The organism is Cupriavidus sp. SZY C1, from assembly GCF_032190535.1.
GTDB classification, from domain to species: Bacteria; Pseudomonadota; Gammaproteobacteria; order Burkholderiales; family Burkholderiaceae; genus Cupriavidus; species Cupriavidus pauculus_C.
In genome coordinates, this window is the sequence record NZ_JAUANU010000003.1 from 413,164 (window position 1) to 433,617 (window position 20,454).

Annotated in this window: 20 protein-coding genes; 10 read left to right on the forward strand and 10 right to left on the reverse strand. The window is 61.4% G+C overall.

The window, feature by feature from the left end:
* Positions 1-137: 137 nt before the first annotated feature.
* On the forward strand, positions 138-1,382 hold the full coding sequence (locus tag QTN24_RS08180; protein WP_409558991.1) for an MFS transporter: 1,245 nt from the start codon (positions 138-140) through the stop codon (positions 1,380-1,382).
* Positions 1,383-1,758: 376 nt separating this feature from the next.
* Here QTN24_RS08180 and QTN24_RS08185 read toward each other — a convergent pair whose 3' ends face one another.
* Complete coding sequence (locus QTN24_RS08185; protein WP_313836342.1) at positions 1,759-2,739, reverse strand: tripartite tricarboxylate transporter substrate binding protein; 981 nt, start codon at positions 2,737-2,739, stop codon at positions 1,759-1,761.
* A gap of 274 nt (positions 2,740-3,013) precedes the next feature.
* Positions 3,014-3,754, reverse strand: a complete 741-nt coding sequence (locus tag QTN24_RS08190) for an SDR family oxidoreductase (protein ID WP_313836344.1) — start codon at positions 3,752-3,754, stop codon at positions 3,014-3,016.
* A gap of 282 nt (positions 3,755-4,036) precedes the next feature.
* Between QTN24_RS08190 and QTN24_RS08195 the strand changes: the two genes are divergently transcribed.
* Entirely contained in the window at positions 4,037-4,930 is an 894-nt protein-coding gene (locus QTN24_RS08195) for an AraC family transcriptional regulator (protein ID WP_313836390.1), read from the forward strand.
* Positions 4,931-4,949: 19 nt separating this feature from the next.
* On the opposite strand, the gene QTN24_RS08200 is transcribed toward QTN24_RS08195, so the two are convergent.
* The 6 genes from QTN24_RS08200 to QTN24_RS08225 all read right to left on the reverse strand — a co-directional run bounded on the left by QTN24_RS08200 (position 4,950) and on the right by QTN24_RS08225 (position 9,901).
* Positions 4,950-5,750 (reverse strand): UPF0149 family protein, encoded by an 801-nt coding sequence (locus tag QTN24_RS08200; protein ID WP_313836345.1) that lies wholly within the window; start codon positions 5,748-5,750, stop codon positions 4,950-4,952.
* A 34-nt stretch (positions 5,751-5,784) separates the two neighbouring features.
* Positions 5,785-6,069: a LysR substrate-binding domain-containing protein gene (locus QTN24_RS08205; protein WP_313836347.1), complete on the reverse strand. Its 285-nt coding sequence runs from the start codon at positions 6,067-6,069 to the stop codon at positions 5,785-5,787.
* Between the two features lie 220 nt (positions 6,070-6,289).
* Entirely contained in the window at positions 6,290-6,829 is a 540-nt protein-coding gene (locus QTN24_RS08210) for a carboxymuconolactone decarboxylase family protein (protein ID WP_313836348.1), read from the reverse strand.
* Between the two features lie 527 nt (positions 6,830-7,356).
* The gene (locus tag QTN24_RS08215) at positions 7,357-8,310 is read right to left on the reverse strand and encodes a GlxA family transcriptional regulator (protein WP_313836392.1); all 954 of its coding nucleotides are present in this window, start codon (positions 8,308-8,310) and stop codon (positions 7,357-7,359) included.
* A 121-nt stretch (positions 8,311-8,431) separates the two neighbouring features.
* Positions 8,432-9,397 carry a LysR family transcriptional regulator gene (locus tag QTN24_RS08220; RefSeq protein ID WP_313836350.1) on the reverse strand — a complete coding sequence of 322 codons (966 nt, stop codon included), beginning with the start codon at positions 9,395-9,397 and terminating at the stop codon, positions 8,432-8,434.
* Between the two features lie 132 nt (positions 9,398-9,529).
* Entirely contained in the window at positions 9,530-9,901 is a 372-nt protein-coding gene (locus QTN24_RS08225) for a response regulator (RefSeq protein WP_313836352.1), read from the reverse strand.
* 295 nt (positions 9,902-10,196) lie between these two features.
* Between QTN24_RS08225 and QTN24_RS08230 the strand changes: the two genes are divergently transcribed.
* On the forward strand, positions 10,197-11,471 hold the full coding sequence (locus QTN24_RS08230; protein WP_313836354.1) for a sensor histidine kinase: 1,275 nt from the start codon (positions 10,197-10,199) through the stop codon (positions 11,469-11,471).
* Here QTN24_RS08230 and QTN24_RS08235 read toward each other — a convergent pair whose 3' ends face one another.
* A complete protein-coding gene (locus tag QTN24_RS08235) occupies positions 11,472-12,719 on the reverse strand; it encodes an MFS transporter (RefSeq protein ID WP_313836356.1) in 1,248 nt (415 codons plus the stop codon).
* Between the two features lie 15 nt (positions 12,720-12,734).
* Positions 12,735-13,376, reverse strand: coding sequence for a response regulator transcription factor (locus QTN24_RS08240; protein WP_313836358.1), 642 nt, complete (start codon positions 13,374-13,376; stop codon positions 12,735-12,737).
* Positions 13,377-13,793: 417 nt separating this feature from the next.
* Between QTN24_RS08240 and QTN24_RS08245 the strand changes: the two genes are divergently transcribed.
* The 7 genes from QTN24_RS08245 to tehA all read left to right on the forward strand — a co-directional run bounded on the left by QTN24_RS08245 (position 13,794) and on the right by tehA (position 20,131).
* Positions 13,794-14,657, forward strand: coding sequence for an alpha/beta hydrolase (locus tag QTN24_RS08245; protein ID WP_313836360.1), 864 nt, complete (start codon positions 13,794-13,796; stop codon positions 14,655-14,657).
* 113 nt (positions 14,658-14,770) lie between these two features.
* Positions 14,771-15,490: a hypothetical protein gene (locus tag QTN24_RS08250; RefSeq protein ID WP_313836362.1), complete on the forward strand. Its 720-nt coding sequence runs from the start codon at positions 14,771-14,773 to the stop codon at positions 15,488-15,490.
* A gap of 9 nt (positions 15,491-15,499) precedes the next feature.
* The gene (locus QTN24_RS08255; RefSeq protein ID WP_313836394.1) at positions 15,500-16,546 is read left to right on the forward strand and encodes an alcohol dehydrogenase catalytic domain-containing protein; all 1,047 of its coding nucleotides are present in this window, start codon (positions 15,500-15,502) and stop codon (positions 16,544-16,546) included.
* An 11-nt stretch (positions 16,547-16,557) separates the two neighbouring features.
* A complete protein-coding gene (locus QTN24_RS08260; RefSeq protein WP_313836364.1) occupies positions 16,558-17,412 on the forward strand; it encodes an alpha/beta hydrolase in 855 nt (284 codons plus the stop codon).
* Between the two features lie 36 nt (positions 17,413-17,448).
* Positions 17,449-18,456, forward strand: a complete 1,008-nt coding sequence (locus tag QTN24_RS08265) for a zinc-binding alcohol dehydrogenase family protein (RefSeq protein ID WP_313836366.1) — start codon at positions 17,449-17,451, stop codon at positions 18,454-18,456.
* Positions 18,457-18,665: 209 nt separating this feature from the next.
* Positions 18,666-19,169 (forward strand): DUF302 domain-containing protein, encoded by a 504-nt coding sequence (locus QTN24_RS08270; protein ID WP_313836369.1) that lies wholly within the window; start codon positions 18,666-18,668, stop codon positions 19,167-19,169.
* Positions 19,166-20,131, forward strand: a complete 966-nt coding sequence (gene tehA, locus QTN24_RS08275; protein WP_313836370.1) for a dicarboxylate transporter/tellurite-resistance protein TehA — start codon at positions 19,166-19,168, stop codon at positions 20,129-20,131. Before QTN24_RS08270 ends, tehA begins: the two co-directional genes overlap by 4 nt.
* The last annotated feature ends 323 nt before the right edge of the window (positions 20,132-20,454 follow it).

Consider the following 20,454-nt stretch of genomic DNA (forward strand, 5'->3'; position numbering starts at 1 on the left):
GCATCGCTTCCCGCCCCGAACGTGACAATACACGGCGCGCCGCGCGCAAAGTCCGGGGCATTGCTCCACATCGGGTATCCTCCGCGATGCGTTTCGTGTTGCTTTGAGAGGAAGTTGTGTCGCGCAGCAGTTGGGCCGTGGCTGTTGGGCCACTTTTAGGGTTGTTCATTGTGAGTTTGGGAAGCGGTTTCATGTCTTCCCTCACGTCTCTCCGCCTCGACGCCGCGAACGTTTCGGCAACGATGATCGGCGCCATTTCGTCGGCATATTTTGTAGGGTTGACACTCGGCGCGGTTACCAGCGACCGGCTGATCTCCCGGATCGGGCACATTCGCTCGTACAGCAGCTTTGCCTCCCTTGTCGCCATTACCTACCTGCTCCAGGGATTGGTTCTCGATCCCTGGGTCTGGCTCCTGCTGCGTCTTGTGAATGGCTGGGCGATGGTGGGCATCTACCTCGTCGTGGAAAGCTGGTTACTACTCGTCGGGGATACGAAGTCCAGGGGGCGGCTGTTGGCGATCTATATGATCGCGCTCTACGGATCGATCATGCTTGCCCAGATGAGCCTGGGCGCCATTGGATCCGTGGCGGCGAGCGCGCCGTTCATGGTGGCCGGCGTGCTCGGGTCCATGGCGGTATTGCCCATGGCCGTCCTGCCGAAGACTGCACCGGACGTGGCCCATGCCGCGCCGCTGATGCCACAGGATCTCGTGCGCATGACCCCCGCAGGTGCCATTGGCAGCTTCGGTTCCGGCGTGGGCATCGCGGCGGTCTATACGCTGCTGCCGATCTACCTGCAGCGAGAGGGCATGAGCGTTGCCCAGGTCGGGCAGTTAATGGCCTGTGCCATCTGCGGCGCCATGGCATTGCAATACCCGGTAGGTCGATGGTCCGACAGGGAGGACAGGCAGACCGTCCTGCTTGCCTTGAGCGTGGGGTGCGCGGCGGTTTCCTTGGCCGTGCTGATCCTTCCGAGTTATCCGCCATTGTTGATGGCACTGATGTTCCTGATCGGTGGCGGCATTTTCGCCATTTACCCGGTGGCGGTGAGCCACTCGGCGGATCGTGCCGAGGCCAGCGAGCTGGTACGCGTCATCCAGGGCATGCTCCTGATCAACTCGGTTGGTTCGGCAATCAGTCCCTTGATGATCTCGCCGCTCATGAACCGGTTAGGTGCCAGCGGGCTCTTCTGGGCGTTTCTCGTCCTGCACGCGGGACTGGCGTCGTTCTTCCTGTGGCGACGCAATAGCCATCCGTCTCCGACTTCGGCCGCGCCATTTGCGGCAACGGCGCAAATGACGCCGATCGGGGCAGAGATTCGTGTGACCGAGGAACTGGTGCAAGCAGTCGCGGACGCGAGAACGGAGGAGGTTGTCTCGTAAACCTTATCTTGTGCCGCGGAGGCAGGAACCTTGTTTGCCTGACGAACTCTCACGCAACGGCCCCTTATGCGGCATCACCACATCGAGCCTCCCGCCGCGCCAAGCCAAGCATGATCGGCGGGAGCAGTTGGCTGACCAAGCGCTTTTGATATGAACAGCAAGCAACGCCGCAAAGCGTACCGACAAAGTCCCTACCAGGTGGAGACGACTTGGATCTTCCGGGGCGCTCCCGTGACCATCACCCGCGTTGCCAGCCCCACCGCGGTCATCGTCGAATTCGAAGGGGCCGGAGCACGTACCCATGTTCCGACGCGAGCGCTGGAGCCCCGCAGCCCAATCGGCACCGGGGGCCAGCCGCTCGTGTAGGCGCAGGCGCTTAGTCGAGCTTGGCGCCCGACCTTTCCACGATGGGTTTCCACGCCTTGTATTCCGATGTCACAAGTTCCGCGAACTGCGGCGAGCTCATCAGCTTCGGCTCGGCCCCTTGCTCGTGGATGGCACGGATGACGTCAGGCCGGGCGAGCACCTTGTTGACCTCGGTTCCAATGTGCTCGACAACGTCGGCAGGCGTTTTGGCCGGGGCGAAGATGCCGTACCAGGTGCTGACGTCCACGTTCCTGTAGCCGCTCTCCGCGACAGTCGGCACATTCGGCAGCGACGTGCTGCGCGTTGCCGACGTGACCGCCAGCGCGCGCAGCTTGCCGGCCTTGACCTGCGCCAGCGCGGAGGGCACGGAGGCCACCATCAGGTCGACGTTGCCGGCCATGGCGTCCATCATCGCGGCATTGGAGCCCTTGTAGGGCACGTGCAGCAACTTGATACCGGCCGCCTGGCTGAAGATCTCGGCGGCCAGATGGATGGTCGTGCCGTTGCCGGGCGACCCGTACTTGATGGATTCCGGATGTGCCTTCGCGGCGGCTACCACGTCAGCCAGGGTCTTGAAGCGCGAATTGGCCGACGTGACGATGGCGATAGGCGTGTAGGCGACGTGGCTGATCGCAACCAGATCGCGACCCGGCACATAGGACACCGACTTGTAGAGCCACGGCGCGACCACGAGATTGTCTTTCTGTCCCATCACCAGTTCGTAGCCGGTAGGCGCCGCGCGGACGATTTCCGCGATGCCGAGCGTGCCGCCGGCGCCGGGCTTGTTGTCCGGCACAAAGGTCCATTTGGTCTCCTGCGACACCTGGTTGGCCACCAGACGCGCAAGAATATCGGTGCCGCCGCCCGGCGGGAACGGAATCACCAGCCGGATCGGCTTGGTGGGCCATTGGCTACTGGCGGTTTGGGCGAGTACGGGCGTGGCGGTGAAACCACAGGCCACCAGCGCGGTGGCCAGCATTGCCTTCAGCATTGCGAGGATCCTTGTAAAGCGAATCCTGGGCCGAGCGTTCGCCGTCTTTTGGCGCGGGCTGGTTGGGGGTAGGTGATGACGCCGCTGCTCACGCGTTCATTTCGCGCTGCGGGTGGCACAGGCGCGCAGAATCGAGACATCACTTCAGACAACAGGAATTCGGGATGAGATGCGGCCCGAATTATACCGGTGAAGCAAAACCGGCCGCCGGAAAGGGCAGCCGGGGTGTTGGCACTATCTGGCTGCCACGGCGGCCAGTGCGTCAGGGGAACGCTCAGTACGGGCTGGCGGTGGGCCGTACGACGATCTCACTGACATCCACATCGGCCGGTTGCTCCACGGCGTAGGCGACGGCACGAGCGATGGCGTCGGGCGTGATGGCAACGCGGCGGAACTCCTGCATCGCCGAGCGCGCGGTGTCATCGGTAATCGAATCGGCAAGCTCGGACTCGACCACACCCGGGCAGACCACCGTCACGCGGATCTTGTCCGTCTCCTGGCGCAGCCCGTCGGAAATGGCGCGCACGGCAAACTTGGTGGCGCAGTAGACGGCGGCCGTTGGCGACACGGACAGGCCGCCGATCGAGGAGATATTGATGATCTGGCCCCGGCCTTGCTGCTCCATCGTCGGCAGGACGGCAGCGATGCCGTGCAGTACGCCACGGATGTTCACGTCGATCATGCGGTTCCATTCGGTGACCTTCAGCGCGTTCAGCGGCGAAAGCGGCATCACGCCCGCATTGTTGACCAGCACGTCGATGCGGCCAAACGCATCGAGCGCAAAGCGTGCAAAGGCGGCCATGTCCTCTGCCGACGTGACATCCAGTTCACGATAGCGGACGTGGCCGCCGGCTTGCTTCAGCGATTCGGTCAGCGCGACTAGCCTGTCGGTGCGCCGTGCGCCAATCACCAGGCGGTGGCCTTGCGCGGCAAGCAGGCGGGCGGTGCCTTCGCCAATGCCGCTGCTGGCGCCGGTGATCAGGATGACTTTCGATTCGGTGGTTGAGGTTGCCATCTTGCTTACTCCTATTGTCGGTTCGGTTCTGGCGGTGCCTGCCCGCGATTGCTCGGGGAAGACGCACGCCGGCTGCGGCCTGCAATGAAGCGAAAGGGGTTCGTCGGCCGGTGAATGAATGGTAGGGAAGGCGCGCCCGGAAGCGAATACACGGTCCGATGCCGTTATTGCCTATTCCTATTGAATGCACTGGCGCGGCTGGATGAGGGCCAACTACAATGTCGTCCGTCGCGACAACAGGAGAGTGCGGTGTCGAACCTCCGCAATCCCGCTTTCACCCGCATGGTCAGTCTGCTGGAGAGACTGGCGCCCAACGAGGGATACACCCAGTCGGCGCTTGACAGCGTGCGGCTGATGCGTTCGGACCGGCCGCTTGGGCGCACGCCGGTGCTGTACGAGCCTTGCATCGTGATCGTTTGCCAAGGGCGCAAGCTTGGCTTTCTCGGCAACGAGGTCTATGTCTATGACGCACAGCACTACCTCGTGCTGTCCGTCCCGCTGCCGTTCTCGACGGAAACGGAAGCTTCGCCGGAGGAACCCCTGCTGGCGGTGTCCATCCGTCTGGACCTGATCGAACTGAGCGACCTGATCACGCAGATCGGGGCCGCCGGACACCACCCCGAAGCGCCGCCGACCGGCATCGTGTCTACCTTGCTTGACGGCGATCTTGCCGGCGCCACGATCCGCTTGCTGGAGGCGTTGACGGTGCCACTGGACGCCCAGGTGCTGGGGCCAGGGATCGTGCGGGAGATCTGCTATCGAGTGCTCACCGGCGAGCAGGGGGCGGCGATGCGTGCCGCGCTGGCGCATAACGGCCGGTTCGGACGTGTGGCCCGGGCACTCAAGCGGATTCACACCGAATATGCGACGCCGCTCAACGTCGCGCGCCTGGCCGAAGAAGCGGGCATGAGCGTGCCGGCGTTTCACGCCAACTTTCGCACCGTGACGCAGACATCGCCAATCCAGTACATCAAGTCCACGCGGCTGCACCAGGCGCGCCTGATGATGATCCGCGACGGCGTGACCGCGGCCGCTGCAGCGGGACGAGTCGGCTACGAAAGCGCATCCCAGTTCAGCCGGGAGTTCAAGCGGCTTTTTGGGCGGACGCCAGTCGAGGAAGTGCGTGACATGCGCGAATCCTTCACGCTTTCGCCGGCGGTCCGCTTCGGTGGCTAGGTAGTGGCTTGCCGAATGCTTATTTCCCGTGGCACTTCTTGAACTTCTTGCCGCTGCCGCACGGGCACGGGTCGTTGCGGCCGGGCTGGTCGCCCCTCACCAGGGCCTCCACCCGCGGGCCCAGGCTCTTCCAGATCTGACGCAGGTCGTAGACAGCCCAGATTGCCTCACCGAAGGTTTCCAAGCGCGCCTGGCTGGTGCTGGGCGGGCCATCCTCGTCGTACATGCAGACCGCGGGCTGGCCGGTGTCGTCCTCAGTCAGGGCGACAATGGCTTCGAGCGCGTCGTCCAGCCATTGGCCAGCTTCCTTGTCGCGTGGGGCGGCCCATTCCTCGGGCCAGTTCTCCACCGCAAACATGAAGCCCAGCGCCCACACCTGGCCAAACGCCGGGATCTCCCGGCCATCCATCTCCGCGCGCTCTTCCTGCGGCAGGCTCAAGATGGCGCCGCGCATGTCCATGACTTCGGGACAGAAGGAACGTTCGTCCTCCAGCCTCTCTACGGGCTGGTCGAGTTGATATTCCACCTCGTTCCATCGACGCTGCCACAGCTCCATGAAGCGGGCCTGCTGGGCCGCTTCATGGAACGCGGGCAGCAACGGCAGAGGGCTGTCCTCGGCCACGTCCAGCGCCGCGCCGTCTCCCAGCAACATCGGCAAGTAGTCGGCAGCCGGTATGCGGCGGCGCGTGCAGACCAGGGCCGTGAGAAAACCGTCGCAGAACTCCCACTGCGGGATTTCCTCAGCGCGCTGGCGCAGGTCGTCCAGCATATCGTCGAGCTCCTGGAGTTCGTCGGGCGTCAGGGAGGTGATTTCAGTCATAAGGCAGATTCGTGCGGTGCAGGGTGGGGATACGCTAGACGCGTGGCGGCGAAGTATAGCGCGGCCTCTTTGGAGAAGTGCATCGCACGATTTTCGCGGCCGTGACGTTTCGGTGCCGCGACGAGTCGCGTGCATCCTCGCTGCCGTTCGCGGGAGCGACTGCCAGTCTCAAGTGGGTATTGGGATACGCTTCGAGACTCAATTCAACTGGTTCGCCTTGTTCCAGCTCGCGCTGGATCATTTGGCGTGGCAGCATGGTCCAACCTAGGCCGGAGCGAGCAAGTTCCAATATTGTTGAGAACGTGCGAAGCAGTGGCACTTCACGATGTCATATCAAGGATGGCGACGATGCTAGTCGCCGAGATTACATCACGGACGTGAGTCTGCTGATCCCCAGCCTTGCGATGCCGGAAAGGGCTTTCGCCAGTTGTGTGAAAGCTGGGGACTTGGCGTGCGCCTCAAAGTCGGACTCACTGTGCGAACGTGCGCGCGCCTGCGAACTGAGTGTTCGGTGGATATAGACGATGCAGGTTGCAGCGCTACTTCACCGGAGGGAAGTCCAAAGTCGTGTCGTTGACACGATTGAAGAAGTTGGTCGTCAGGATTGCGGTGACTGCGAAGATGGCCTCCGTCACCTGCACATCGCTGTATCCTGCCTGGCGGACGCTATCCAACGTGATCTGCGGCATCGTTCCCGATGTGCGTACCAGCGTCAGCGCAAACTTGACGAGGGCATCAATCTTTGCATCGGCGCTTAGACCACCGGCGCGTAGCTCGCGCATCTGCTCGGCGGTATAGCCTGCCATCTTGCCCGTCAGCGTATGTGCAGCGAGGCAATAGTCGCAGCCACTGTTTTCGCTGATCGCAAGGTTGATTGCTTCCAGTTCCTTCGCCGACAGTGCGCCGCTTGATTTCAGGGCCGCGTTAGCGGTCAGCAACGATTGGAGCGCTATGGGCGATTGCGAGCCAATGGTCGCATACGCATTCGGCACTTTGCCAAGGCCGCGCTTGATGCTGGCGAAAAGCTCTGCGGTCAGGCCGGTAGCGGATGCAATATCGATCGTGGACATGCGAGTCATCTTTTGGTCCTTTTCTAAGAAGAGTTTCACTGTTCATCTGAGCTGCGTCGGAATAATCAGGCAGATTGAAGGAACGCCGCCGCTCATATGCAACTGCTGCAACCCTAATGGAAATAAGCATTCGTTGGGAGAGCCTTCGGCAAACATAGCTTTCGGTCAGGCGTGACAATCCATCCGGCGTATCAACTTGCTCGTTGATAGAATTTTTGATTAGAGGCCGTGACGCGACCATCGCGAGGAGGCCGGATAGGGGAGAGACGTGGGCCGAAGAACAGGATTCTTTGTCGCGATGGGATGGATACTGACGACGTTCATGCTCGCGGCGATGGCCGCGGCGGCATCGCCATGGCTGGCCCCGTGACCTCGCGCGATAGAGAGTCTCAGGCGAATTTCGGCGGTGCCTTATGACGTCGAGTCACTTCTGTCTGGTGCTTGACGATTCAGAGCGGTGCGACGGATAAAGTCAAAGCTCAAGACGGAGGCAAAGAAGGTCCACAAAGGGAGCGGTAAAGTCTGGCGACCGTCTGTTAGGCGGCAACGGGGGTCCTGGCATCCCGGCGCAATTCCTGAGGGCTTACGCCATAGGTGCTGACGAAGACCTCGCGGAGGTGGCTGCGATCACGAAATCCGGTTTCTCGCGCGATGACTTCCAGGGGGTGGCGTCCGCGCTCAATCATGGTGCGTGCCGTTTCGATGCGAAGCTGTTTCACCGCCTTTGCAGGGGATTGGCCAGTTTCAGACTGGAAGATGCGCAGGAACTGCCGCGTACTGAGATGCGCGGCGCGTGCCAGTTCTTCTACCCGCAGTGGTCGCGCCAGGTTCTGGCGCGCGTACTCGAGCGCAGTCTGGATGCGGTCGGATTTCGGCGCGAGCTTCAGCATCTCGGACTGTTGGGACTGGCCGCCGGCGCGGCGCTGGTTCATCACCATGACGCGCGCGACTTTGGTCGCCACTTCATTGCCCAGGTCTTTCTCAACCAGACCGAGCGCAAGGTCCATGGCAGCGGTCAAGCCTGCCGACGTCCAGATGGGCCCATCCACAACGAAGATGTGGTCGGGTTCGATCTGGGCGCTGGGGCAGCGTGCCTGCAGCGCATGGGCGTAGGCCCAATGGGTTGTCGCGCGCTTGCCGTCTAGGAGGCCGGCGTCTGCCAGTACGAATGCACCGGTACAGAGCCCGGCGGTCCGCCGCGAACGTTCCGACGCCGCGCGGACAAAAGCCAGTTCCGCAGCGGTGCTGGAGCGCTGGGTCGGATCGACGATGCCACTGATCATCCAGGTGTCGGCGTCGGTGCTCTTGTGAATGGGTTCAGTCTTGACGGAGACACCTAGCGACGCCTGCACGTCTCCCCCCGACAGTGAGTAGTTGGTCACGGCGTAGACGCGCTCGCGGGCCACCACGTTGGCGAACTCGAACACGGATTGTGTCCCGATTGCCATGACCTGAAACCCGTCCGTCAGAAAGTACCCAATTCGATGCATCCGCTCCACCGTACTGCTGTCCGAAAGCCAGATTATAGAGGGTGCGCGAAATATATGCCGGCCGGAAGAAAATCGGAATGGGTCCATTGTGGCGTTCGCCGTACTGGACGCCTCAGCTTTTTCAGGCTGGGGTGCATGCGGCGTCGAACTCTGTGCGCCTTCCGTCTTCAGACCTTGGAAGGGAGCCGGTTGTCTGGCAGCCTTCCAGCGCCGATGAAAGCCAGTCGACGAAGACGCGTAGCGCCATCGATTCACGCGTCCTGCATGCATAGACGGCATGGATCGGTCTGGCCTGCGGGCGGCAATGCGCGAGCACTTCCGTGAGCCGTCCGCTTGCGATATACGGCGTTGCCACGGTATCCCAAACCTGGATGACCGCGCCATTCTGCAAGCCGTATTGAAGAAGCAGATCCATGTCGTCGAAGGCGATGGATTCGGGCAAGGGGTACCGGGTGCTGCGGCCGTCAAGTGAGAAGCCGAATTCCCACGGTCGCCCGTCGCCTTTGTGGGAAGCGTGCGCCGTGCGATGTGCTGACAAGCTCTGCACCGTATCGGGGCGCCCATGCCGCGAAACATAGAGGCGGCTCGCCACCGTGATCAATTGGTAAGTGCCGACCTGACGGCTGAAATGGTACGAATCCTCCAGATCGCCTAGCCGAACCGCGCAATCTATGCCATCGCGGATCAGGTTCGAGGAATGCCGTGGCGTGGAAATCTGCATGCTGACACTCGGATACTGGAGACGGAATCGGGCTATGTGCGGCATCAACTGGCGCGCAATGTCGCCCGGCAACTCCACGCGTAACCTGCCGCTCGCCTGCTCCGCAGCCGAGCCGACCTTGGATTTGAGTTCGGTGATGTCGAGCAGTATCTTGAGGCACTGCTCGTAGAAGGTCATGCCGGCGGCCGTAGGCCGAACCAGGCGCGTCGTACGGTGAAGCAATTTTACTTGCAGATGAAGTTCGAGCTGCTGGATGAGCAAGCTTGCGGACGCCTTTGGAATGCCCAGAAGATTGGATGCGCGCGTGAAATTCTCGCATTCGACGATCCGCGCAAAAACCTCCATCGCTTGTAGCATGCGTTCCATTGACCTTACCTCGCGTGTCACCTTTTGATGATTGCTCGAGTGTATGGGCGGCCGCACCGGTGCAACAGTCGCAATTGGCGCATGGTGCGCGACACGTTCGTATAGTTTCCCTACTTTGGCGATGCTGCTGTATCAGGGGCCAGTGTTCAAAACGCGAGACAGCCAGCCGACCAGGTCGTCGGGATCCACCGGTTTGTCGAGCATGCAGACTGCTCCATGCTGCCTGGCCTCTTCACGGCAATGCGCAGTGGCATGGGCGGTAACGAAGATGCACGGCGTCTGAAGGCCTGTGGCGCGGAGTCTGCGCAGCAGTTCGATGCCGGAGATGTCCTCCAGCGCGATATCGCAGATCAGGCAGTCGTAGGAAGTGTTGCTCGGGTGGGCCATGAAGCCTTCCGCTGAGGAGAAGAAGGCTGCGCCCCAGCCAAGTGAACGAATCAACGCGCCAGTGGATCTACGAACCGATGGTTCGTCATCAATGACACAAACAATCTTGACAGGCACGGGCATCAGCGTTGGAACGGGCAAAACATAGGGGAAGCGTCTTGCAAGATGCGGGCGCTTGACGGGACATTAACGCAATCGGGATACGGGGGCACTTATACAGAAGTATCGCGTTGCATACGCCATCGCACATCGGGTTTGTACTGCAGGGTAAGGCGAGATGGGGCTTGGCGACGGCGGGAGATTCGCGGTCGCCGGCGCCTAGGGCTATACGTTTGTATAATCGCCGCCGCATTCGCCGCTTGGTATTGCTACCATGGCAACCGCATGATTTGCCGTCATAACCATCCTCTTTATGAGCCATCCTGATACCGACGCTTTTGCACTTCGCTGTAAATTCGAATCGGATGGCGGTGAGTGCCCGGAATCCACCAACCAACTCGTGGACGAGACCTTCCGCTTCGCGCCGATTCCCATCCTCGTGGAAGATTGGTCCGGTATCCGGCAGTGGGTAGATGACCGCAAGGCCGAGGGCGTCACGGATCTGGACGCCTATCTGGATGACCACCCCACCGCGATCCAGCAGTTGCGCGACCGTCATCACCACTTCGTGGATGCCAACGATGCTGCATTGAAATTGTTCGAGGCAGCATCGCGCGAAACGTTCTTCGCCGCGGCAAAAGCCTTGCTGCCGGCTAGTCGCCCCAGCAACTCGAAGGTACTCAAGGCGATCTTCGATGGCGAGACCGCTTGCCAGGGCGAACGTACCCTCACATCGCTGACGGGCGGGAAAATTCCCATCGTGTGGCGCTGTTCGTTGCCACTAGACCCCGCGCGCTATGCGCGGCTGCACTTCTATGCGTTCGATATCTCCGAGTATCAAGAGAACATCAACCGACTGCAGGTCATGCGTGCGGATGTGGCGCGCGCGGGGCGTATTGCACTGGTGGGGCAACTGGCTGCATCCATCACGCACGAGATCAGCCAACCGTTGTCTGCAACACGAACATCGATCGAAGCCGCTGCACGATGGTTGGATCGTGAAGGACCCGATGTCATGGAGGCCATGGCATCCGTACGCGACGCAGCACGCTGGGCGCGGGATGCTACCGACATCTGCCACAGGCTGCGCGGATTCATGATGCACGCGCCCGTACAGGCGCGGCTTCAGTCCGCAGCCGATGTCGTGGCATCGGCGATCTACCTGATTTCGCCGGAAGCGGCAGCCAGAGCAATCGAGGTTGAAACGTCGGTTGACGCGGGGCTGCGCGTGTTCGTCGATCGTGTTCAACTCCAGCAGGTGCTGGGCAATCTTCTGCTGAACGGCATTCATGCTATTGATGCCACAGCGGACGCGCGGGCACGAAAGCTTACCGTGGGCGTCGAACCGGAGGGTGATGTCAGCCTGCTGTTCAAGGTGACGGACACCGGCCATGGCATCGATGCCACGTCGCTCGATACACTGTTCCAACCGTTCTCCACTTCAAAGGCGGAAGGTATGGGGGTGGGGCTTTCGATCTCCAAATCTATCATCGAAGCGCACGGCGGGCACATCTGGGCCGAATCGGGCGACGGGATGGGCGCGACGTTCTGTTTTACCCTGCCGGGCGCAAAGGCCTTCGCAGGATAGTCAATTGCGGATGCGCTCCTGGTGACGCTGTAGCACCCGCACCGCGACGGTAGCCCCGAGGGCCGCCGCCGAAATAGTCCAGGCTGCGGCCATCCGGCTTCCCGCCCATGCATCCCACGTGGTAACAAGCGCCGGAGCCGTTCCGCCGAAAACCGCGACACCCACGGCATAGATAAAGGAAAGTGATGTGGCGCGCGACGTGCTGCGAACTGTCGATAGCAGCAGGACGACCGTTGGCCCGGCGGCCAGGCAACTCGCGGCCGTCACCGCGACGATGCCAGCCACAAAGAAGCGGTTACCCATGCCATGAACGGCGGCGAGATAGGTCGGCACCACGGCCACGATCGAGAGTAGTCGCGCCCAGATCACGACGACGGCATGTCCGAGACGGTCGGCAAGCAATCCGCCGATGATGGATGCCGCAGAGGTGATCGCGCCCAGGGCGATGGTCACGAGAAACGATTCCTGCAGCGTCGGCATGGTTCCCGCCATTTCGAAAGGGGCGGTGAAGGTGGCGACATAGGTTGGCACCGTACCGCCTGCGATCAACAGAGTCCCGAGTACAAGGATTCTCCAGCCGTGCAGTCGCCCCGCGTCGTTGTCCGGAGCCACGGGCGGGGGCTTGTCGTGAGCCAATAGGCGCCGCCGCAGCAGCACCTGGACGGGAATCATCAGAACAGCTAGAAGAAAAGGGACCCGCCATCCCCATGCAGCAAGCTGCGCGGCGGTGAGCAGCTCATTAAGCAGGAAGCCGCAAACGCCGATAGCCAGCAACGCAAGTCCCTGCCCGGCGAGCAGCCACCCGCAGTAGAACCCGCGCCGCGCCGGCGCACACTGTTCGATCACGTACGCACCTGCCGCGCCGATCTCTCCGCCAATGGCGAACCCCTGAAGCATCCGGCAGGCCAGCAGCAGAAGCGGTGCCGCAACGCCCAGGACGGCGTAGCCTGGTGTGAGCGCCATGCCAAGTGTGCCAGCGGCTACCAGTGTGATGTTGAGAACCAGAGCGGGCTTGCGTCCCACGCGATCGGCATATGCACCCAGTACCAGCGCGCCGATCGGACGCATGAGAAACCCCGTGGCAAAGGTGCCGAACGCGGCAAGTGACGCGACTCCGGAGTCGCCGTGCGGGAAGAATGCCGTGCCAATGAAGCGGGCGAACGTGGCATAGGCAAAATACTCAAAGAACTCCAGTGCATTGGCGAGGACCACTGTCACCAGCGCGCGGGGATTCAGTGTCTTTTTCACGGACTAGGCGCTGTGCTAGCGAGTCATCGGTTCGATGCCAAGCATCTGCGCCTTGCGGACCAGATCGGCGACGGAGCTCGATTTCATTTTCTTCATGGCGGTGCCGCGATGGACCTTGACGGTGATTTCGCTGATCCCGATGCCGGCTGCAATCTGCTTGTTCAACGCGCCGCCAACCACGTAGGCCAGCACTTCGCGCTCGCGCGAGGTCAGTGACTCGTACAGCTCGGTGAGGGTGCTGCGCTGGTAATCGGCTTCATGCCGCTTCCTGTCCTGTGCCAGCGCGGCCGTGACGGCGTCGATAACATCCTGCTCGGACAACGGCTTGAGCAGAAAGTCAGTGGCACCGGCCTTCATCGCCTTGATACAGATGCTCACGTCTGCAAATCCCGTCATGAAGATGATGGGCATCTGCTGGTTGACCTTCTCCTGTTGCTGAAAAAACAGGCCGCTTTCACCGCGCAGGCGAACATCGAGCAGCATGCAACTGGGTCCGGCATTCTTCTCAGATGCCTTGAATGCTGCCGTACCCTCGAAGCTACGGACCGTAAATCCCACGGAACGCAGGAGATTCGTCAATGACGAGCGGGTGGCTTCCTCGTCGTCGATGATGTAGACGACTGAAGTCGCCTCCTGTCTTTGGGCATTACTGGGCATGCTTCATTTCACGAGTTCGGAAAGACTATCGAGTCGTGATGGCGGAGATGTCTTTCCAGGCGTCACGGTCGCGGCGATTGTCGCATAACCGTACTGCGGAGGTTTGGCGAAAGCCGCCGCGAAAACACGTGTCGAACCGCGTCGCACAACGTCTCCAGTGAACGATTGTTCGGTTTGGACGGAAGTACTGTTCATGCGTCGACGCTTTATCAGGACTGGCTTTGCGGCTAACTTTCACATCGAAGCCGCGCCATAAAATGACGCTGCGACTGGGTAAGGACGACGCCGCTTCATGGGTTTCGATGTCCGAAAACCCCACGATAAATGTCGTTTCCCATTGACGGGAAAGCGGCAATGATTTGGGGGCACGGCATCCGTGCCTCACATTGCATCGATGGTCATGCAAGGTTGGATAGAATGAATGCTTCAATCGCCGAATCCTCGGCAAGTCTTAACGCCAGAACCCGATTCGTCGACGTGCCCGGGCGGCGTCTCGCCTATCGCACGATCGGCAGCGGCAAGCCGATTGTTCTCTGCGTACGATTCCGCGGCACCATGGATGCCTGGGACCCGCTTTTCCTCGATAGCCTTGTGAACCAGGGCTTCCAGGTGACGGTGTTCGACTACAGCGGGCTGGGACAATCAACAGGCGACCCCACCTATCAGCCGGCGGCGCTGGCCCGTGATGCGATGGATCTAATCACCGCGCTCGACCTGGGCAGCGTCATTCTTGGTGGCTGGTCGGTGGGCGGCATTGCCGTGCAGCTCGTGATGACGATGGCGCCGCAGCTCGTCAGCCACACGGTGTTAATCGGCACCACGCCGCCGGGCAATCTAGTCAAGTCTGGCGAAGCGCTGTTCTACACGCTGGCGAAGCGCGAAAACGACTTCGATGATTTTGTCAGCCTGTTCTTCGAGCCAACCTCGGCCGAGAGCACGGATGCTGCCAGGCGGTCAGCCGATCGGCTTGCTGCACGCAAACTCGATGCCAGTCCGGAGGTGCCGTGGGAGTGGGCCGGGTCCCAGCTTGGCGACGCACCAAAGAATCCGGTCTTTCCAGTGGATGCAGTGCTTCAGGCGCTCAAGTCCACGCGCATCCCTATCCTGCATATCGGTGGCGATCACGACATCGTCTTCCCGGTCGAAAACTGGTACGCGCTCAACAACCAGCTTCCGACCTTGCATCTTGTGACCTTTCCGCGCGCCGGGCACGGGCCACAACTCCAATATCCTCAGGCATCCGCGCGACATATCGCGGCGTTCGTCGACGCCCACGCATAGCGGAATCCAGTTGGTATTCGGCGCGTCAGCCGCGCCACTCACGTACTTCGAGAACCCAGCCTCGAAGGGGATTAACTCGCCCTCCAAGTAGCAAACCAAGCAGAAGGGAAATCATGTCTGACCTGATCCATTTCGCCATCGATGCCGCAGGCGGTCTCGAACGCTTCAAGAGTTTCAAGCGCGTTTCCGCGCGTCTGCACCACACCGGCATCCTGTGGAATCTGAAACAGCGCGACGGAGTGCTGACGGATTCGCGCGTGACCGTGGACCTGCATGCACAGCGGGTCTCGCACGAGCCGTTCGCCCCGACTACCGATCATTCCGTCTTTACGCCGGATCGTGTCGAGATCCGGCAAGCGGACGGCACGCTCGTCGAATCGCTCGATCGTCCCCGCACGTCGTTCGAAGGTTTCGAACTCGAAACACCGTGGTCGAATCCGCAACTGGCGTACTTTGCAGGCTACACGATGTGGACGTACCTGACGTCACCGTTCGTGCTGCGCCATCCCGGCGTTGTGGCCACCGAGATCGACCCGTGGGTGGTCGATGGCCTGTCCTGGCGCCGCCTGCGCGTGACGTTCCCGGATTCGGTGGCGACCCATAGCGCCGAGCAAACCTATTACTTCGACGCAGACGGACTGCTGCGCCGTCATGACTACGAAGTGGACATCCAGGGCCGCAATGCGGCCGCACGTTACCTCAGCGACTACGTCGAGGTACAAGGAATCCGTATGCCCACCCGCATGCGCATCTATCCGCGTACGGCAGAAAACCTTGCGATGCCGGAGCCGCTGATCGTAGGCGTGGATCTTTCCGACTTCCACTTCGAGTGAGGCATGACGATGACTGCGAATCAAACCTATCGCGCCGCCGTAGTCGTGGCGCCTGGCAAGCTGTCGATGATCGACCGACCGATCGAGGACCCCGGATTCGGACAAGTTCGCATCCGCGTGGAGGCCTGTGGTGTCTGCCACTCGGACAGTGCGACGGTTGCACGGGCTCCGGCCAATCCGGCGCACGGGCTGACTCCCGGTCATGAAGTCGTGGGCCGCATCGAAGCGGTCGGCAACGGCGTCGAGGGCTGGCACGTAGGCCAGCGCGTGGGCGTGGGCTTCCTGGCCGGCGAAGACCGGACTTGTCCTTCCTGCCGCCAGGGTGACGTGGTGAATTGCCAGAGTCCGGTGATCACGGGCATGACGACCAACGGCGGCTATGCCGAAAGCATGCTGGCAGAAGCGCGCGGCCTCGTGCGGGTGCCGGATGAACTCGATGCCGCTGAAGCGGCCCCGCTGCTGTGCGCTGGCCTGACTACGTTCAACGCCTTGCGCAATGCGAATGCACGGTCTGGCGATGTGGTGGCGGTACATGGCCTTGGCGGCCTCGGTCACCTCGCCGTGCAGTTCGCGCGCAAGATGGGTTTCCATACGGTGGCGATTGCACGGGGCGCAGACAAGGCGGAACTCGCTGCTCAACTCGGCGCGCATCGCTACATCGATTCCGAAAGCGAAGATGCGGTGGGGGTACTGCGCAGCCTGGGTGGTGCGAAGGTGGTATTGGCGACGGCACCGACCGGCGCCGGTATGTCCTCTCTCGTTCCGGGATTGGCGGCTCGTGGCCAGTTGATCGTCGTGGCTGTGCCGGGAGATCCTCTCTCGTTGACCGCAACGGACCTCGTGTTCGGTGCGCGCGCCGTAGTGGGTGCACTGACCGGTACGGTCTTCGACAACGAGCAGACGTTGGCCTTTGCCAATCTGCAAGACATTCGTCCCATGATCGAAACGTTCCCGCTGGAACAGGCCCAGGTGGCGTACGACCGAATGATGCGTGCCGATGTGCGGTTCCGCGCGGTGCTGGTCACGTCGGCCTATGACGGCCCCTCTGCCGCTTGAAGGAGGCAACGATGACACTCATGACTTCCTCGAATGCCTCGACCCAGTATGTTGAAGCGGGTGGCGTGCGCTATGCGTATCGCCGCTTTGGCAACGCCAATGGCGGGCTGCCGTTGCTTTGCCTGCAGCATTTCACGGGTACCCTCGACAACTGGGACCCGGCCATCGTCGATGCGCTGTCGGCGGATCGCGAAATCATCCTGTTCGAGAACGCAGGGGTCGGTAGATCCGGCGGCGCCGTACCGGCATCGATCACAGCAATGGCGGAGCATGTCCTGCAGTTCGTGACTGCGATCGCACTGTCGAAGTTCCATATCCTGGGCTACTCGCTCGGCGGATTTCTGGCGCAGGAGATTGCCATCGCAAAGCCTGATCTGGTTGAGCGCATGGTGCTTTCCGGGAGCGCACCCGAAGGCGGGAAGGGAGCTGGCATGGATCGACCGGAACTGATCGCCATCTATACGGATGCTGAGATGCCGATGCAGGAGAAGCTTAAGCGGCTTTTCTTCCCAGAGACGGCCGAGGGCAAGCAAGCTGCACAAGCCTTCGTGGATCGTCTTGCATCGCGCATCGGCGAACCCGACCTACCTGCCAATGCCGAAGTCGCGCCGGCGCAGCTTGGCGCAATGATCGCCTGGGCGAACTGGCCGGGCGATGTGGCGCGCAAGCTGGCAACGATTCCGCATCCAGTGCTAGTCACCAATGGCGACAACGACACCATGATTCCCACGCGAAACAGCTTCGCGCTCGCGGAGGGTTTGCCGAATGCCACATTGGTCATCTATCCGAACTCAGGTCACGGCGCGCTGTTCCAGTACGCGTCCACGTACGTCGCACACGTGCGCGAGTTCCTGCGTGGCGCCTGAGCGCGCTGCATTTCCCTATCGAGGAGTCAAGCAGAAATGAAAGCGATTGTTTACGACAAGGCCGGCCTGCCGATCGATGATCCCCGCGCCCTGTACGAATTGGATCTGCCCCGACCGGCACCGCAGGCGCGTGACCTACTGGTCAGGATCGAGGCAATTGCAGTGAATCCGGTAGACAGCAAGCTGCGTCTCGGCGTGCAACCGACTGGCCCTCGCGTTCTGGGCTGGGATGCGGTCGGCACCGTGGATGCCGTCGGCGAGGCGGTGGAGCTGTTCAACGTGGGCGACAAGGTCTGGTACGCGGGCGATATTACGCGACAAGGCAGCTACGCGGAGTACGGACTCGTGGACGAACGCATTGCCGGCCATTGCCCCAAGTCGTTGAAGACTGCCGATGCGGCAGCCCTGCCGTTGACAAGCATTACCGCCTGGGAACTGCTTTTCGATCGCCTGCGCATTCCCGAGGCCGGCGGCCACGGACAAAGCCTGCTGGTGATCGGTGCCAGCGGCGGCGTGGGCTCCATCCTGGTCCAGTTGGCACGCAAGTTGACGGGTCTGACTGTGATCGGCACGGCGTCGCGACCAGAAAGCCGGAAGTGGGTGACGGATCTGGGTGCGCACCTTGTGATCGACCACAGCCAGCCCCTGCAGCCGCAACTGACGGCGGGGGGCATCCAACAGGTGGACCACGTCATCAGCCTGACGCATACGGACAGCTACTACGCGCAGATCGTGGAACTGCTCAAGCCGCAAGGCCAGTTGGCGCTGATCGACGATCCTGCCACGCTGGACGCGATGCCTCTCAAGCGCAAGTCGATATCGTTGCACTGGGAGTTCATGTTCACGCGCTCGATGTACCGCGCAGCGGACATGGTCGAACAGCACAAACTGCTCGACCGTGTGGCTGCATTGCTTGATGAAGGAGTACTCAAGACTACTGTTGGCGAACACTTTGGCGACATCACGGTCGACAATCTGCGTCGCGCGCATGCAGTGCTGGAGAGCAGCAAGGCCGTAGGAAAAATTGTCCTTGCACGTAGCTGAACCAGGCGAGTTGGGCGCGTCCGCCCGGGCCTAGCGCCCAGTCCCTCATAGACCGGCTGGCCGCACTGGGCGCGCGATGGTGGTCAAGGTGCTTGGTGGGCCAGGGCCGCAATCTCGCAGACCGGCCAGACCGCCGCGGCAGGGCACGTCTGCAGAGCGCTTGTGCAGGGGCGTCGGGGCCCGGCGCTTACGAACCTTGAATTGGCAAGATGATGTCGACCATAGTACAGAAAAGCCTTTCGGTGACGCACGTCAGCGAGGTCTTCGAGATTGCGCCGGATGCGTTCTGCCGGCAGTTCGAGCAACAACTTAGAAAGCTGGATCATGGCGCCTTGGAGTTGATGTATCAAGATCCGGCCGCCGCTGAAGCGCGGATGGCGGAGATGGAAGGTCCGCACGGACTGATGCTGTTCGACAAGCTGGATCACGGCGTCCTGTTCGCACTGGGCGGCGAGCCACGCGTTTCCTTCCGCTATCACATCGGCAATCCCCTCGTGGCGTGGCGTATGACGCGGCACGATATGCGCGCCGCGTTGTACGCTCCGCTGACCTTGCTCGTCTTTGGCAATGGTGACCATCACACGCAGGTCGAGTACGACCTGCCGTCATCGCTCTTTGGTCAGTTCGGTGATGCTGTCGGCACCGTTGGCAAGTTCCTCGATGAAAAGCTGCGGGCGATCTTCAGCGCATTGGCCAGCCAAGAGGCACCATGACTTCGCCGACGACGATAGGGTTCTCGATTCCGGCTTCCGCTATGGGCATTGTGCTCGGCATGGCCGGTCTATCGAACTGTTGGCGAGTTGCCCACACGTTGTGGGGTGTCATGGCAGCGGTATCCGATGTGCTGTTTGGAGTTACGACGCTTATCTGGGCGGTGCTCGTGCTCTCATTCGTCGCCAAATGGCTCGCGCACCGTGATGAGGCCCTCGCCGAAGTGCGGCATCCGATAGCCTGCTGCTTTATCGGTCTGATACCGGTGGCGACGCTGCTGGTCGCGGTCTGGCTGCACGGCTTCGTTCCGGCGATTGGGTCGACCCTGATCGTCATCGGCGTGATTGCCCAACTAGCCTTTTCCACGTTTCGCAGCGGCGGCATGATGCGAGGCGGCCGCAAGCTTGGGGACACTACCGCGGTCATGTATTTACCGACGGTGGCGGGCAACTTTGTCTCCGCGATGGCCATGACCTCGCTTGGTTGGATGGATCTGGCCAAACTGTTCTTCGGGGCAGGGCTGTTTTCATGGTTCGCCCTAGAGTCGATTATCACTTATCGCCTTTATCTGGGCGACGAACTGGCGCCTGCGGTGCGCCCTACGCTGGGCATCCAGCTTGCGCCGCCAGTGGTCGGCGCGACGGCATATCTTGCGGTGACGGGCGGAAGGCTTGACTGGCCTTTCTATGCGATGGTCGGCTACGGATTGCTGCAACTGCTGTTCCTGTTCCGGCTCTCACGTTGGTTCCTGGCATCTGGCGCGACACCAGGGTTCTGGGCGTTCAGTTTCGGGATTACAGCGTTGGGGATTTCGTGCATGCGTGCAGCGACCTTTGCGCCGGCATCCCTGTTCGCGAGCCTTGCATTGCCGGTGTTCATCTTTGTCAATGTGGCAATCGCCTCGTTGGTCCTGTTGACGTTGGGGCTGCTGTTAAGAGGGCGCCTGTTTCGTCGAGCCGGTTGACCGATGTGAAGAAGGGATGGGCACCGCTGAGACGTGTAGAAACTGTGTAGGTGCGACACGCTGCACGATCACCCGTTCCATGTGCCTGTTCGTGTGTAAAAGATGGCATTCCTTTCCATCCCTATGAAGGACATTGGAAGGAAGCTTGTTGGTGGAACAGAAAAAATGCACGCGCAATGCTCCAGAGGCAGGGCCGCGCATCAAGAAACTCTTATGAAAAAGCTAACGACCGCTTTCGGCGCGCCCGTCGTCGACAACAACAATATCCAGACCGCGGGCCCGCGCGGCCCGGCACTGCTGCAGGATGTCTGGTTCCTGGAAAA

Bases quoted from the DNA above. Each gene is read 5' to 3' on its own strand.
- QTN24_RS08250 (WP_313836362.1), top strand. From the start codon at position 14,771: ATGTCTGACCTGATCCATTTCGCCATCGATGCCGCAGGCGGTCTCGAA.
- QTN24_RS08260 (WP_313836364.1), top strand. From the start codon at position 16,558: ATGACACTCATGACTTCCTCGAATGCCTCGACCCAGTATGTTGAAGCG.
- QTN24_RS08245 (WP_313836360.1), top strand. From the start codon at position 13,794: ATGAATGCTTCAATCGCCGAATCCTCGGCAAGTCTTAACGCCAGAACC.
- QTN24_RS08195 (WP_313836390.1), top strand. From the start codon at position 4,037: ATGGTCAGTCTGCTGGAGAGACTGGCGCCCAACGAGGGATACACCCAG.
- QTN24_RS08230 (WP_313836354.1), top strand. From the start codon at position 10,197: ATGAGCCATCCTGATACCGACGCTTTTGCACTTCGCTGTAAATTCGAA.
- QTN24_RS08210 (WP_313836348.1), bottom strand. From the start codon at position 6,829: ATGACTCGCATGTCCACGATCGATATTGCATCCGCTACCGGCCTGACC.
- QTN24_RS08240 (WP_313836358.1), bottom strand. From the start codon at position 13,376: ATGCCCAGTAATGCCCAAAGACAGGAGGCGACTTCAGTCGTCTACATC.
- QTN24_RS08215 (WP_313836392.1), bottom strand. From the start codon at position 8,310: ATGCATCGAATTGGGTACTTTCTGACGGACGGGTTTCAGGTCATGGCA.
- QTN24_RS08185 (WP_313836342.1), bottom strand. From the start codon at position 2,739: ATGCTGAAGGCAATGCTGGCCACCGCGCTGGTGGCCTGTGGTTTCACC.
- QTN24_RS08255 (WP_313836394.1), top strand. From the start codon at position 15,500: ATGACTGCGAATCAAACCTATCGCGCCGCCGTAGTCGTGGCGCCTGGC.
- QTN24_RS08220 (WP_313836350.1), bottom strand. From the start codon at position 9,397: ATGGAACGCATGCTACAAGCGATGGAGGTTTTTGCGCGGATCGTCGAA.
- QTN24_RS08270 (WP_313836369.1), top strand. From the start codon at position 18,666: ATGATGTCGACCATAGTACAGAAAAGCCTTTCGGTGACGCACGTCAGC.
- QTN24_RS08265 (WP_313836366.1), top strand. From the start codon at position 17,449: ATGAAAGCGATTGTTTACGACAAGGCCGGCCTGCCGATCGATGATCCC.
- QTN24_RS08190 (WP_313836344.1), bottom strand. From the start codon at position 3,754: ATGGCAACCTCAACCACCGAATCGAAAGTCATCCTGATCACCGGCGCC.
- QTN24_RS08200 (WP_313836345.1), bottom strand. From the start codon at position 5,750: ATGACTGAAATCACCTCCCTGACGCCCGACGAACTCCAGGAGCTCGAC.
- tehA (WP_313836370.1), top strand. From the start codon at position 19,166: ATGACTTCGCCGACGACGATAGGGTTCTCGATTCCGGCTTCCGCTATG.